General features: G+C 75.8%; 12 protein-coding genes. 8 read left to right on the forward strand and 4 right to left on the reverse strand.

The window, feature by feature from the left end; all coding sequences use genetic code 11:
* Positions 1 to 122 precede the first annotated feature (122 nt).
* Positions 123 to 1,532 (forward strand): APC family permease, encoded by a 1,410-nt coding sequence (locus tag B4U46_RS04600; RefSeq protein WP_079424293.1) that lies wholly within the window; start codon positions 123 to 125, stop codon positions 1,530 to 1,532.
* 74 nt (positions 1,533 to 1,606) lie between these two features.
* Here the strand turns inward: B4U46_RS04600 and B4U46_RS04605 are convergent, their stop codons facing one another.
* The gene (locus B4U46_RS04605; RefSeq protein ID WP_079424295.1) at positions 1,607 to 3,394 is read right to left on the reverse strand and encodes a glycoside hydrolase family 15 protein; all 1,788 of its coding nucleotides are present in this window, start codon (positions 3,392 to 3,394) and stop codon (positions 1,607 to 1,609) included.
* 98 nt (positions 3,395 to 3,492) lie between these two features.
* Positions 3,493 to 4,074, reverse strand: a complete 582-nt coding sequence (locus B4U46_RS04610) for a DoxX family protein (RefSeq protein ID WP_079424297.1) — start codon at positions 4,072 to 4,074, stop codon at positions 3,493 to 3,495.
* 123 nt (positions 4,075 to 4,197) lie between these two features.
* Between B4U46_RS04610 and B4U46_RS04615 the strand changes: the two genes are divergently transcribed.
* The 4 genes from B4U46_RS04615 to B4U46_RS04630 all read left to right on the forward strand — a co-directional run bounded on the left by B4U46_RS04615 (position 4,198) and on the right by B4U46_RS04630 (position 6,848).
* Positions 4,198 to 4,662 (forward strand): MarR family winged helix-turn-helix transcriptional regulator, encoded by a 465-nt coding sequence (locus B4U46_RS04615; protein ID WP_079424299.1) that lies wholly within the window; start codon positions 4,198 to 4,200, stop codon positions 4,660 to 4,662.
* 109 nt (positions 4,663 to 4,771) lie between these two features.
* A complete protein-coding gene (dhaK, locus tag B4U46_RS04620; RefSeq protein ID WP_079424301.1) occupies positions 4,772 to 5,779 on the forward strand; it encodes a dihydroxyacetone kinase subunit DhaK in 1,008 nt (335 codons plus the stop codon).
* A gap of 65 nt (positions 5,780 to 5,844) precedes the next feature.
* Positions 5,845 to 6,453 carry a dihydroxyacetone kinase subunit DhaL gene (gene dhaL, locus B4U46_RS04625; RefSeq protein ID WP_185117334.1) on the forward strand — a complete coding sequence of 203 codons (609 nt, stop codon included), beginning with the start codon at positions 5,845 to 5,847 and terminating at the stop codon, positions 6,451 to 6,453.
* The gene (locus B4U46_RS04630) at positions 6,450 to 6,848 is read left to right on the forward strand and encodes a PTS-dependent dihydroxyacetone kinase phosphotransferase subunit DhaM (RefSeq protein WP_079424305.1); all 399 of its coding nucleotides are present in this window, start codon (positions 6,450 to 6,452) and stop codon (positions 6,846 to 6,848) included. Before dhaL ends, B4U46_RS04630 begins: the two co-directional genes overlap by 4 nt.
* Before the next feature lie 62 nt (positions 6,849 to 6,910).
* Here B4U46_RS04630 and B4U46_RS04635 read toward each other — a convergent pair whose 3' ends face one another.
* A complete protein-coding gene (locus B4U46_RS04635) occupies positions 6,911 to 7,327 on the reverse strand; it encodes an RNA-binding S4 domain-containing protein (protein ID WP_079424307.1) in 417 nt (138 codons plus the stop codon).
* Positions 7,328 to 7,461: 134 nt separating this feature from the next.
* Between B4U46_RS04635 and B4U46_RS04640 the strand changes: the two genes are divergently transcribed.
* The 3 genes from B4U46_RS04640 to B4U46_RS04650 all read left to right on the forward strand — a co-directional run bounded on the left by B4U46_RS04640 (position 7,462) and on the right by B4U46_RS04650 (position 10,893).
* Positions 7,462 to 7,857 carry a TOBE domain-containing protein gene (locus B4U46_RS04640; RefSeq protein WP_042809951.1) on the forward strand — a complete coding sequence of 132 codons (396 nt, stop codon included), beginning with the start codon at positions 7,462 to 7,464 and terminating at the stop codon, positions 7,855 to 7,857.
* A 173-nt stretch (positions 7,858 to 8,030) separates the two neighbouring features.
* Complete coding sequence (modA, locus tag B4U46_RS04645) at positions 8,031 to 8,858, forward strand: molybdate ABC transporter substrate-binding protein (protein ID WP_079424309.1); 828 nt, start codon at positions 8,031 to 8,033, stop codon at positions 8,856 to 8,858.
* A gap of 100 nt (positions 8,859 to 8,958) precedes the next feature.
* Complete coding sequence (locus B4U46_RS04650) at positions 8,959 to 10,893, forward strand: ABC transporter permease (protein WP_079424310.1); 1,935 nt, start codon at positions 8,959 to 8,961, stop codon at positions 10,891 to 10,893.
* A gap of 20 nt (positions 10,894 to 10,913) precedes the next feature.
* Here B4U46_RS04650 and B4U46_RS40035 read toward each other — a convergent pair whose 3' ends face one another.
* Positions 10,914 to 13,712 carry a phosphodiester glycosidase family protein gene (locus tag B4U46_RS40035; RefSeq protein WP_079424312.1) on the reverse strand — a complete coding sequence of 933 codons (2,799 nt, stop codon included), beginning with the start codon at positions 13,710 to 13,712 and terminating at the stop codon, positions 10,914 to 10,916.
* Positions 13,713 to 13,829: the final 117 nt, after the last annotated feature.

The raw sequence follows: 13,829 nt of genomic DNA on the forward strand, positions 1-13,829 counted from the left end.
TCGTCGAGCTTCCATAACGGCCCGGGAGCCACACCAACGGAAGTGCCCACCACCGCCTCGGAGGCGATACCGCTCCCGCACCCCCAGCTTCTTCGCAACTGCCGATCGGAAATCCCGCACCGATGACTGAAACGATCAGCGCTCCCCAGGCGCTCGCCCCGGCCACCGGGCCCACCCCCCAGAAGCTCAAGCGCTCCATCGGCGTCGTCGGCGGGACCCTGCTCACGCTCTCGTGCGTGACGCCCGCCTCGACCCTGTTCGTCGTCGTGCCCGATCTCTTCTCCAGCCTCGGCACCTGGACCGCCCTGACCATCGCGATCGGCTCGCTGCTCTGTATCGGCGTGGCGTTCTGCTACTCGGAGCTGGGGACGCTGATCCCCAGCGCGGGCGGCGAGTACGCCATGGTCTCCACCCTCGCGGGGCGGCTCGCGGGCTGGCTGGTGTTCGTGCTGTCGCTGCTCGTGGTGATGATCGTGCCTCCGGTGATCGCCATGGGCACCGCCGACTACCTCGCCCCCGTGGTCCACATCCCGGCCCCGGTGGCCGGTGGCGCGGTGATGCTGCTCGCGACCCTCGCCGGTCTGCTGGACCTGCGGGCCAACGCCTGGATCACCGGCATCTTCCTGGTCCTCGAGGTGGTCGCGGCGGCGCTGGTGGCCGTGCTGGGCTTCGCCCACAGCGAGCGGGGCGCCGGTGCGCTGGTGCACGGCACGGTGGCCGCCGAGGGCGGCGGCACCTCCACGGTGACGGCCATGATGGTGGTCTCCGGGCTGGCGATCGCACTGTTCATCACCCAGGGCTTCTCGACGGCCGTCTACCTTTCGGAGGAGCTGGAGAAGCCGCGCCGCAACGTGCCCCGGACCGTCCTGGCCACGCTCGCCATCTCCACCGCCGTCATCCTGGTCCCGGTCATCGCGATCACCGTGGGCGCCCCGGACCTGGACGCGCTGACCTCCGGTGACCTCGGCGCGATGGTGACCGCCTGGTCGAACTCGGCCGTCGGCACCTTCGTCAGCCTCTGCGTGGCCCTCGCGATCATCAACGCCGGCATCGTCATGGTCATCCAGAACTCCCGGGTGCTGTTCGCCTCGGCCCGCGACAAGGCCTGGCCCGAGCCGGTCAACCGCGCTCTGTCCCGCCTGGGCCGCTTCGGCTCCCCCTGGGTGGCCACCCTGCTGGTCGGTCTGCCGGGCGCGGCGATGTGCTTCGTCAACCTGGACACCCTGTACGGGGTGACGGGCGTGTCGGTGACCGGCATGTACCTGCTGGTCGCGGTGGCGGCGCTGTTCAGCCGGCGCGGGGCGCACCGCGAGGCGGCCGCCTGGCGGATGCCGCTGTGGCCGGCGGTGCCGGTCGCGCTGATCGCCGTCCTCGCGTACATCCTGACCCAGCAGGAGACCCAGTACCTGCTGTGGACCGGCGGCATCACCGCCGTCGCCACCCTGTACTGGGCGCTGTACCTGCGGCCGCGCAAGGACACCCGCTGGCTGGTCAGCATCCCGGAGGACGCCGAGGAGCCGGCCGCGGCGTAGCCTCCCTGGACGCCTTCCGGGAACGGCCGGTGGGCCGCCGCACACCGCGGCGGCCCACCGGCCGTTCCCGTGCTTCAGGGGGCGTCGGCGCCCAGGGTGAGGGCGGTGTTCACCAGGCCGATGTGGCTGAAGGCCTGGGGGAAGTTGCCGAGCTGGCGCCCGCTCGCGGGGTCGTACTCCTCGGCGAGCAGGCCCACGTCGTTGCGGACGGCCAGCAGGCGTTCGAAGAGTTCCCGGGCCTCCTTGGGCCGGCCCGTCAGGTGCAGGGCGTCCGCCAGCCAGAACGAGCAGGCCAGGAAGGCCCCTTCGTCGCCGGGCAGTCCGTCGACGGAGGGGCCTTCGGTGCTGTAGCGGCGGACCAGTCCGCTGCTGCCGAGCTCGGCCCGTACGGCGTCGACGGTGCCGATGACGCGCGGGTCCTCGGGCGGCAGGAAGCCGACGCGCGGGATGAGCAGGGTGGCCGCGTCGAGTTCGCGGGAGCCGTAGTACTGGGTGAAGGTGCCGCGTCCGGGGTCGTAGCCGTGCTCGCAGACGTCGCGGTGGACCTCGTCGCGCATCGCCCGCCAGCGCTCCACGTCGCCGGGCATGTGGGGGGCGGCCTCCAGGGTCCGCACGGCCCGGTCGGCGGCCACCCAGGCCATCACCTTGGAGTGGGTGAAGTGGCGGCGCGGGCCGCGCACCTCCCACAGCCCCTCGTCGGGCCGGCGCCAGTTGCGCTCCAGGAAGTCGAGCAGGGCGAGCTGGATCTTCCAGGCGTGCCGTTCCGAGGCCAGTCCGGTGGAGCGGGCCAGGTACAGGGAGTCGAGGACTTCTCCGTAGACGTCCAGCTGGAGCTGGTCGACGGCGGCGTTGCCCACGCGGACGGGCGCGGAGCCGGCGTATCCGCGCAGCCACGGGAGCTCCGTCTCGGGGATGCGGCGCTCGCCGCCGATCCCGTACATGATCTGGAGGTCGGCCGGGTCGCCGGCGACGGCGCGCAGCAGCCAGCCGCGCCAGGCGCGGGCCTCGTCGCGGAATCCGGTGGTCAGGAGCGCGCCGAGGGTGAGGGTGGCGTCGCGCAGCCAGCAGTAACGGTAGTCCCAGTTGCGGACGCCGCCGAGCTCCTCCGGAAGGGAGGTGGTGGCGGCCGCGGCGATCCCGCCGGTGGGGGCGTACGTCAGGGCCTTGAGGGTGATCAGGGAGCGGGTGACGGCCTCCTCGTAGGGGCCCTGGTAGCGGCACTGGGCGGACCAGTCGCGCCAGTCGGCGAGGCTCTGTGCCAGGGCCTCGTACGGGTCGACGCGGGCGGGGCGGGGCTCGTGCGAGGGGTGCCAGGTCAGCACGAAGGCGACCTTCTCGCCGGGGCCGACGGTGAACTCGGAGCGGGTGCTGTTGGCCTCGCCCCAGGTGCGGACGGGTGGCTCGCTGCGGAACCAGACCGAGTCCGGTCCGGCGACGGCGACCCGGTCGCCCTCGCTGCGCCGGACCCAGGGGACGACGTGGCCGTAGTCGAAGCGCAGGCGCAGGGTGCTGCGGACGGTGACCCGGCCGGAGACGCCCTCGACGATGCGCATGACGTCGGGGGCGGTGTCGCGCTGCGGCATGAAGTCGGTGACCTTGACGGTGCCGTCGTCGGTCTCCCAGAGGGATTCGAGGACCAGCGATCCGTCGGCGTAGGCCCGCCGGGAGCACCGCTCGCCGTCGGCGGCGCCGGCCGGGGCGATCGTCCAGTGGCCGTTCTCCTCGTCGCCGAGGAGGGCGGCGAAGCAGGCGGCGGAGTCGAAGCGGGGCAGGCACAGCCAGTCGATGGACCCGTCGCGGCCGACCAGTGCGCTGGTCATGAGGTCGCCGATGAGTGCGTAGTCTTCGATGGGTTGTGTCATTTCTCCGCTGTTCCCCCGATGGCCCCGGGTCAATCAGCCCACCGGAACACGGGGCGGGGCGGGCCGCCCCCGCGGGAGCGGCGGGGACGGCCGGGTGGTCAGCTCCGCACGAGGAGGGTGACCGCGGCGAGGGCCACGCCGAGGGCGAGGGCCGCCGCGCCGAGCGCCGGGCGGGGGGTGCGCAGCGCCGGGAGCGGCAGGAGGCGGTCCAGGGCGAGGCGGCCGGGGCCGGTGAGGGTGAGGGCGGCCGCGGCGGCCGCGAGGAGCAGCTCGTACTCCATGCCCTTGGGGGCGAAGAAGGCGCCGGCGCCGTGGACGGCGAGGGCGTTGATCATCGTGCCGGTGACGGCGGCCCCGGCGAGCGGGGTGAGCAGGCCGGCGGCGAGGCCGAGGCCGCCCAGGGTCTCGGTCAGGCCGGCGACCGCGGCCATGGCCTCGCCGGCCGGGTAGCCGACGGAGGTGAAGAACCCGCCGGTGCCGCTGATGCCGCCGCCGCCGAACCAGCCGAAGAGCTTCTGGGCGCCGTGGGCGGCGACGGCCAGGCCGAGGACCACGCGCAGGAGCAGCAGTCCGGCGTCCAGGCCGGCGGTGGAGGTGGTGGGCGCGGGGGTGGGGGTGGGGGCGGATACGGCCGGTGCCGTGGCCGGGGCCTTCGTCGCGGTGGCGGAGGCGCTGGTCATGGGGGGGTTCCTTCCGGTCGGGGCGGTCCGAGGTGTGGTTCGCGAGCAGCTTGTTCAAATTCGAACCGCCGACCCGACACTAGCCACTGATTCAAATTCGAACAACTCGTGTACCCTGGCGCCATGGACGGAACGAGATGGCTGGACGAGCGCGAGATGCGGGCCTGGAGGAGCTTCCTGGCCGCTTCCGCCCTGGTGAACCGGCACCTCGACCAGCAGCTCAAGGACGATTCAGGACTCTCCCACCCCCAGTACGAGATCCTCGTGCGGCTCGCCGCGGCACCCGGCGGCGAGCTGCGCATGACGGAACTCGCCAACGGGCTGATCAACTCCAAGAGCGGGCTGACCTACCAGGTCACCCAGATGGAGAAGGCCGGACTCGTCCGGCGCCGCAGCTGCCCCTCCGACGTGCGCGGTGTCTTCGCCGTCCTCACCGACGCCGGCCGGGCCCGGCTGGAGGCGGCGGCGCCCGGCCATGTGACGGCCGTACGGCAGGTCCTCGTCGACGTGCTCACCCCCGCTCAGCTCGACGCGCTCGCCGACGGCCTCGGCGAGGTCGGCCGGCGGCTGCGCGAGCTGGGCGGCTGACCCGCCGTCCGCTCGGCCGTTCCTCCCCTGATCCGGCGCCCGGCCGTGGTTGACTTCGAAACCCCGGCCGCGAACGGGGCCGGGGCGCCGCGCCATCTGGGAGGCAGCTTTGAGGATGCTCATCAACTCCGCGGACACCGTAGTCGCCGACGCGCTGCACGGGATGGCGGCCGCACATCCCGAACTCGACGTGGACGCGGAGCGGCGGGTGGTGCTGCGGCGCGACGCCAAGACCGGCGGCCGGGTGGGCCTGGTCTCCGGCGGCGGCTCCGGGCACGAGCCGCTGCACGGCGGGTTCGTGGGGTACGGGATGCTCTCCGCGGCCTGCCCCGGCGAGGTGTTCACCTCCCCGGTGCCCAACCAGATGCTGCACGCGGCGGGCAGCGTGGACGCCGGACAGGGCGTCCTGTTCATCGTCAAGAACTACACCGGCGACGTCCTCAACTTCCAGATGGCGGCCGAGCTCGCCGAAGAGGACGGCTTGCAGGTGGAGAGCGTCCTCGTCAACGACGACGTCGCCGTCACGGACAGCCTGTACACGGCCGGGCGCCGCGGTACGGGCGCCACCCTGTTCGTGGAGAAGATCGCCGGCGCGGCCGCCGAGGAGGGAGCGCCCCTGGACCGGGTCGCGGCCCTCGCCCGGCAGGTCAACGAGAGCTCGCGCAGCTTCGGCGTCGCCCTCAGCGCCTGCACCACCCCCGCCAAGGGCAGCCCCACGTTCCAGCTCCCCGAGGGCGAGCTGGAACTGGGCATCGGCATCCACGGCGAGCCCGGCCGGGAACGGCGGGCCATGATGAGCGCGCGGGAGATCGCGGACGTGGCCGTGGGCGCCGTACTGGACGGCCTCGCCGAGACCGGCGGCCCCGCCGACGGCCCCGTGCTGGCCCTGGTCAACGGCATGGGCGCGACCCCGCTGCTGGAGCTGTACGGGTTCCACGCGGAGGTGGCCCGGGTCCTGGGGGCCCGCGGTGTCCCCGTGGCCCGCGCCCTGGTCGGCAACTACGTCACCTCCCTCGACATGGCGGGCTGTTCGGTGACGCTCTGCCGGGCCGACGAGGAGCTGCTGCGGCTCTGGGACGCCCCGGTGCAGACTCCGGCGCTGCGCTGGGGGCGCTGAGGAGGCAGGACGGAATATGGCGGCCGGAGCACGACCGACGGACCATGACGGACGAAAGGATTCCGGTGCGTGACGCAGAGTTCTTCCGGGGCTGGCTGGAGGCCGCCGCCGCGGCGGTGGAACGGGAGGCGGACCGGCTGACCGAGCTCGACTCCCCCATCGGCGACGCCGACCACGGCACCAACCTGCTGCGGGGCTTCACGGCCGTCCGCGCCGCGCTGGCCGACGCGGACCCCTCGACGGCGCCCGGCGCACTCCTCCAACTGGCCGGCCGTACGCTGATCTCCACGGTCGGCGGCGCCTCCGGCCCCCTGTACGGCACGCTGCTGCGCCGCACGGGCAAGGAGCTCGGGGAGGACGCGGAGGTCTCCGACGCCGCACTGCAGCGGGCCCTGGAGGCCGGGGTGGCCGCGGTGGCCCAGCTGGGCGGGGCGGCGCCGGGCGACAAGACGATGCTGGACGCCCTGACCCCGGCGGTCACGGCACTGGGCACGTCCTACCGGGCGGCCCGGGACGCGGCGGAGGCCGGCGCCCTGGCGACGGTGCCGATACTGGCCCGCAAGGGCCGGGCGAGCTACCTCGGCGAACGCAGCGTCGGCCACCAGGACCCGGGCGCCACCTCCTCCGCCCTGCTCCTGACCGCGCTGGCGGACACGGCGGAGGGGGCGCGGTGACCCCCGTCGGCATCGTCCTGGTCTCGCACAGCGCCCGGGTCGCGGAGTCGGTGGCGCAACTGGCCCAGGGCCTGGCGGCGGGCGGCGCGGTCGCTCCGGTGGCCCCGGCGGGCGGCAGCCCCGACGGCGGCCTCGGCACGAGCGCGGAACTGGTCCTCGCGGCGGCGGCAGCGGTGGACCAGGGGGCCGGGGTGGCGCTGCTGGCGGACCTGGGCAGCTCGGTCCTGACGGTGAAGGCCCTGCTGGAGGACGGGGAACTCCCCCCGAACTCCCGCCTGGTGGACGCCCCGTTCCTGGAGGGCGCGGTGGCGGCGGTCGTGGCGGCGTCGGCGGGCGCCCCGCTGGAGGCGGTGGTGGCGGCCGCCACGGAGGCGTACGGCTACCGCAAGACGTGACGGGGCGCGGGGGTGTGCGGCCGGAGCCGGCACGGCCGGAGCCCACCCCCCGCCCCGGTCGGCTACCGCCCCCGGAGGCTGTCGAACTCCCGCCGCTCCCGCTTGGTGGGCCGCCCGGCCCCCCGGTCCCGGATGCCCACCACGGCGGCCTCCACCGGCGTCGGCACCGGCGGGCTGTTGTCGACGAAGCACTCGGCCGCCACCGGCGCGCCCACCCGCTTGGTCACGGGCCTGCGCACCACGACCACCCGTTCCCGCCCGGCGTGGAAGAGCCGTACCTCGTCGCCCGCCCGCACCTGCTGCGCCGGCTTGGCCCGTTCTCCGTTGACCTTCACGTGCCCCGCCCGGCAGGCGGTCGCCGCGACGGACCGGGTCTTGGTGAGCCGGACCGACCAGATCCAGGCGTCCACCCGCGCGGTACCCGCCTCCAGCGGACCCGGGCCGGCCGCTGCGGCCGTGCTGCTCTTCGTATCAGCCATGCGCCGAGCCTATCGATCCGTCGGCCCGGAACCGGAACGCATTTTGGCGGATACCACAAGGGTCATCGCATCTGCGATAGAGAACGCGCCAAATGAATTGCACATGCGGCCTCAATGCCCCTACCTTGTCGCGCATGCAGTCCTACACCATCGGACAGGCGGCGCGTCTGCTGGGCGTCAGCCCGGACACCGCGCGGCGCTGGGCCGACGCCGGCCGGGTCGCGACCCATCGCGACGAGGCGGGGCGTCGCCTGATCAACGGCCGTGACCTCGCGGCCTTCTCCGTCGAGGTGGGGCAGGGCGCTCACACCGAGGACGGGGAGCCGTACACCTCGGCGCGCAACGCCTTCCCCGGCATCGTCACGGCCGTCACGCTCGGCGACGTGGCCGCCCAGGTCGAGATCCAGGCAGGTCCCCACCGTCTGGTCTCCCTGCTGACCCGCGAGGCCGTCGAGGAGCTCGGACTGGAGGTCGGCATGCAGGCCACCGCCCGCGTGAAGTCGACCAGCGTGCACATCGACCGCACCTGACCCCGGCGCGGCGCGGCCCGCGGCCGCCCCGCCCCCCTGATCCGCCCGCCCGCGCGATCCACGCGATCCACGCACCATCGTTCGTCCCCACCCGCTCCGCCCGTCACGGCGCGGGTCATACCGCGCGGCCCGGCACCCGGCCGGCCGCCGACCCGACCGAGGAGCCCCCTCCCATGCACGCGATCCTGAGCGGCCGCCGTGCGGCCGCCGCCGCGCTGACCGCCGCCCTGCTCGTCCCGCTGTCCGCCTGCGGCGGCAACGGCGACAACGGCGACAAGAAGGACGACGCGGCCGCCGGCCCGTCCGCCTCGGCCCCCGCCCCCGCCGCGGCCAAGCCCGCGAACCTCACCGTGCTCGCCGCCTCCTCCCTCACCGACGTCTTCAAGACGGCCGGCGAGGCGTACGAGAAGTCCCACCCGGGCACCAAGGTGACCTTCTCCTTCGCCGGCTCGCAGGAGCTCGCCGCGCAGGTCAAGCAGGGTTCCCCGGCCGACGCGCTGGTGACCGCCGACACCAAGACGATGGACGGCCTCAAGGCCGACACCAACGGCGCCACGATCATCGCGAAGAACCGCCTGGTCATCGCGGCCGGCAAGGGCAACCCCTTCAAGATCGACGAGCTCAAGGACCTCGCCGACTCCAAGATCAAGGTCGTCCTCGCGGCGCCCGAGGTCCCGGTCGGCCGCTACAGCAAGCAGATCCTCGACGCCCAGAAGATCGAGGTGAAGCCGGTCTCCCAGGAGCCCAACGTCCGCGCCGTCCTGAGCAAGGTCGAGCTCGGTGAGGCCGATGCCGGCCTCGTCTACAAGACCGACTCCGCCAAGTCCGGCGACAAGGTCGTCAGCGTCGACATCCCGGACGACCAGAACGCCGTCGCCTCCTACCCGGCCGCCACGCTCAAGCAGTCGAAGAACGCCGAGGCCGCGGCCGCGTTCGTGGCCTGGCTGAGCACCCCGGAGGCGCAGAAGATCCTCCAGGACGCCGGCTTCCAGAAGCCGTAGGGCTCCGGAGGGGCTGCCCGGTCCGGGGGGACGGGCAGCCCCTCCGGCATACCCCCCGCCAGCCAGCCGCAGCGGCCCGGCCGCCCCGACCAGGAACTCCATGAGCAGACTCCGCACCCGCACCCGGCCCCCCGTGACGCTGGCGCTCCCCGCGCTGGTCGCCGTCGCGTTCCTGCTGCTGCCGCTGATCGGCATCCTCACCCGCACCCAGTGGAGCGAGCTCGCCGGCCATCTGACCAGCCCCGGGGTGACCGAGGCGCTGCGGCTCTCCCTGCTGGTCTCCGCCTGGGCGCTCAGCCTGTCCCTGCTGCTCGGGGTGCCGCTGGCCTGGCTGCTGGCCCGGGTCGAGTTCAAGGGCAAGGCCTTCGTGCGCTCGCTGGTGCTGCTGCCGATGGTGCTGCCGCCGACCGTCGGCGGTGTCGCGCTACTGCTGGGCTTCGGGCGCCGCGGTCTGCTGGGGCCCTGGCTGGAGAGCACCTTCGGCATCACCCTGCCCTTCCACACCTCCGGCGCCGTCGTCGCCGCCACCTTCGTCGCCATGCCCTTCCTGGTGATCAGCCTGGAGGGGGCGCTCGGCGGGCTCAAGCACAGCTACGAGGAGACCGCCGCCTCCCTCGGCGCCCGGCCGGTCCGGGTGTTCTTCACCGTGACCCTGCCCATGGTGGCCCCCGGCCTGATCGCGGGCGCGGCCCTGACCTGGGCCCGGGCGCTGGGCGAGTTCGGCGCGACCATCACCTTCGCCGGGAACCTGCCCGGCACCACCCAGACCCTGCCCCTCCAGGTCTACCTGCTGCTCCAGGACCGCCCCGAGGCGGCCACCTCGGTGTCGCTGCTGCTGCTCGCCATCGCCATGGCCGTCCTCATCGCCCTGCGCGGCCGCTGGACCGGCACCCCGGCCGCCCGCAAGACGGCCGCGGCCGCCCCGGCCTCCGAGGAGCCCCCGGCCGGACCGCCGGGCGCCCCGCCGAAGGGCACCGGGCCGGCCGCCGCGGACGGCGGGCGCTGGCCCCTGCACGCCGAGGTCACCGGCTTCAACCGGCTGACCCTGGACGCCGGACCGGGCACGACCATCGCCGTGGTCGGCGAGAACGGCGCGGGCAAGACCACCCTGCTGCGCGCCCTCCTCGGCCTGACCCCGCGCGCCCACGCCGAACTCCGGCTCGGCGACACCGATGTCACCGCCCTGCCCCCGCACCGCCGTCAGGTCGCCTGGGTCCCGCAGGACGGGGCGTTGTTCCCGCACCTGAGCGCCCTCGCGAACACCGCGTACGGGCTGCGGGCCCGCCGGGTGCCGCGCGCCGAGGCCCGCCGGGAGGCGCAGGCCTGGCTGGACCGGCTGGGCGTCGGGCACCTCGCCCAGCGCAAGCCCGCCCAGCTGTCCGGCGGGCAGGCGCAGCGGGTGGCCCTGGCCCGGGCGCTGGCCGCCCGCCCCAGGCTGCTGCTGCTCGACGAACCGCTCGCGGCCCTCGACCAGACCACCCGGGCGCACGTGCGGCACACCCTGCGCACGCACCTGGCCGGCTTCGGCGGGGTGTGCCTGATCGTCACGCACGACCCGGTCGAGGCGGTGTCGCTGGCCGACCGGGTGCTCGTGCTGGCCGACGGGCGGACCCTCCAGGACGCCCCGCCCTCGGAGGTCACCCGGCATCCGCGCTCGCCGTGGGTGGCCCGGATGCTGGGCCGCAACGCCTGGCCGGGCACCGCCTCCGCCGACGGGCTCGCGCTGGCGGGCGGCGGGCGGCTGGTGGTGGCCGAGCCGCTGCCGGAGGGGGCCGAGGCCCTGGCGATCATCGCCCCGGAGGCGGTGTCCGTGCACCGGGCCCGCCCCGACGGCAGCCCGCGCAACGTCTGGCCGGGCACGATCCGGGAGGTCACCGCGGTCGGCAGCCGGCTGCGCGTGCTCGTGGGCTCAGAGGAGGCCCCCGACCTGGTGGCGGAGATCACCCCGGAGGCGGCGGCCGAACTGGGCGTGGCCGACGGCGCCGCGGTCTGGACGAGCGTGAAGGCCACCGAGGTCACGCTCGTCCGGCTCTAGGCCGGCCGACGGCCCGCGGCTCAGGGCTGCGGCGGGGCCACCGACAGCCAGTCCCGGCCGGGCGCCGCGAAGGCGTCGGCGCCGAAGAGGGTCCGGCCGGTGCGGGGTGCCGCGACGGTCAGCACGCCCTCGGCGCGTCCGGCGGTGAAGCGGGGTGCTCCGAGGGTGATGACGGCCGCGTTCTTCCCGGTGGTGCGGCGGAACTCGGCGAGGCGCTGCGCCAGCAGGGCGGCCTCCTTGCGGTCCAGGGTGTCCGGCGCGTACGGCAGCACGACGGCCAGCGCGGCCGTCCCCGGCTCCCGGGCGGCGGCGTCCAGGGCCTGGCGCAGGGCCCGCATCCGGGCAAGTCCGGCGCCCCGGTCGAGGGTGCGGCGGCCGGTGTCGAGCGGGACGAAGCGCACCCCGCGGTGGAGGAAGGGCGCCCGCTCGGTGCCGGTCAGCACCAGCTCGGTACCGCCCCCGGCCGCGGCCGGGCCGGCCGCGAACCGCCAGGGCCGGGCCGCGGCCTGCGCGGCGGTGCCCACCACGGGGTCGGGCCGGGCGGCGGCGGGGGCGGCGGGGCCGGTGGGCGGGGTGGTGGCGGTGAGGGTGTCCAGCAGCAGCCGGCCGGGGCGGCTGCCGGGGGCGGCCGAGAGGCGGGTGACGCGCAGGGGCTGTTCGGCGCCGGCCGGGACGGGCAGGCGTACCTCCCGCCAGCCGGTCCAGTCGGCGGCGGGCCCGCGCAGGGTCAGGGGCACCCCGTCGGCCCCGGCCAGCTCCACGGCGGGCCGGGCCCCCGAGCCGTCCCCGCCGACCCACAGGGACAGGGCACGGGTCAACTCCGGTACGGGCAGCGGGCGGGGCGGGGTCGCGGCCGCGCCGGAGCGCGCTTCCAGGGCGAGCCCGGGGCCGGGGTGGCCCTCGGCGGGGGCGGCGGGCCCGGTCCAGCCGGCGGCGTCCTCGAAGCCCGCCAGGGGCGCGGCCACCGAGCCGACGCCGAGGGCCAGTTCGGTGGTGGCGCCGGTGGCCTTGACGGTGGCGGTCAGCTTCCCGGCGGCCTGCGGGACGAGGGCCGTGACGGTGAAGCCGCCCCGGCCGTCCTCGGCGACCCGCCAGCGGGTGCGGTCGTAGCTCAGGGTCAGGTCCCGGGGCTCGACGGGTGCGGCGGCGCCCTGGGCGTCGTAGCCGGTCAGGACGAAGCCGGCGCCCTCCCCCCGCCGCTCGACCCCGATCCGCCCGGGCACGGCCCGGAGCCCGGCGAGCGGCCCGAGCACGTCGAGCCGCAGGACCCCCTCGGGAGTCCCGCCGGCTCCGGCCGCGGTCTGCGCGGGCGGGCCCCCGAGGGGGGCGGAGGCCGCTCCCGGCACGGTTGCCCCGGCGGGGCCCCTGCCGGTCCCGTCCCCGGCCGCCGGTGCCCCGCGCGAGGCGCCCGCGGTGGTCGCGGCGGCCGGCCCCGGCCCGGCCGAGACCCGGACCGTGGCCGGGCCCGGGCGGGCGGCGCGGTACACGCCGTCCGGGCCGATCCGGCCCCGGTCGGTGCTCCAGCGCGGGGTCGCGGTGGCCGGGGCGAGCGTGGTGTCGTACGCGGTGGCGGTCAGGGTGCGCGTCAGGCCGGGGAAGAGCCGGGTGGCACCGCCGGCGGGCTCGACGCGGAACCCGGCGAGCGGGCCGGGGCCGGCCGGGGCGGTCAGGACGAGGCCGTTGGGCACGGGGCGCTGGTGGCCGTCGGACGGGGAGTTCTCCAGGGTGAGGGCGGCCGCCCCGGGGTGGGCGGCGAGGAGGGTGGTGGAGCCGCCCCCGTCGAGGTTGAGGGCCTCGTGGGCACCGATCCGGTGCATCAGCGCGCCCAGCGCGGTGAGCGTGAGGCCGCCGCTGTCGCGCTGGCGGCCGTCGACGGTGACCAGGCTCAGGCGCCGGCCGTCGCGCGAGAGCCCGACGGCGGTCCGCGGGGCGGACGCGTCGTTGGCCTCGCCGTCGTGGTTCAGCGGGGTCCCGGCGGCGACCAGGGTCCCGCGCCCGCCGAGCGCCGTCACCGGGGCCGGGCCCGGCGCGGGCAGCGGCCGGGCGGTGACGGCTACCTCGTCCCCCGGGCGCAGGGCGGCGAGCGCGGCCGCCTGGGCGGCGCCCCGGGCCGTCAGCACGGTGGTGCCGGGGGCGGGCCGCGCCGCGCGGGCGGGGCCGGTGGAGACCACCTTGCCGTCGCGCAGCTCGACGGCCTGCCCGGACCCCAGGGCCGGGAGCCGTGTGCCGCCCCAGTCGGCGGTGTAGACGGCGTAGCCCTGCGCGGGCGGCTTGGCGGCGTTGTACCCGGCCAGGGGGTACGCCCGCCCGCCGGGCAGGGTCACCGTCCCGTCGAGGCCGAGGCGCAGCAGGCGGCCGGTCCCGTCCGGGCCGAAGCCGACGGCCGCGCCTCCGCCCGGCCCGGGCGAGGCGGAGTGCAGGAGCCGTCCGGAGCCGATGCCGGGGCCGAGGGGGGCTCCGGTGGCCCGGATGTCGAAGAAGTCGCCGTTGACGGCGGCGACCACGCGCCGCCCGGGTCCGGGGCGGTAACGGGCGGCGGCTTCGGCGAGGGTGACGGGCCCGGTGGCGCCGCCGGTGCCCAGGTACTCGGCGCGTACGCCGCCGCGCGGATCGAGGTCGGCGACCAGCTCGTCGATCCGCAGCCAGCGGTCGGTCTCCAGCCGGTCGTAGGACTCCAGGCGGATGCCGGGGGCGAGCTGCCGGGTGGTGCGGGCGGTCTCGATGCCGTCGCCGGGGCCGCCGGCCGCGGCGGCGTACGCGGGGACGGGGGCCAGCAGAGCGGTGCTCAGCAGGGCGGGCAGCAGCGGACGGAGGCTCATCACCCCGGCAGGATCGCCATACTGTATGACCGTCAGAACGGGGGCGCACCGCGTGGCCCGGCGGGTTCACCTGTTCGCACCCCCTTATGCCGCCGTGTGGAACGGCGGATCCGGGGC

It is taken from the genome of Streptomyces katrae (assembly GCF_002028425.1).
Taxonomy (GTDB): Bacteria; Actinomycetota; Actinomycetes; order Streptomycetales; family Streptomycetaceae; genus Streptomyces; species Streptomyces katrae_A.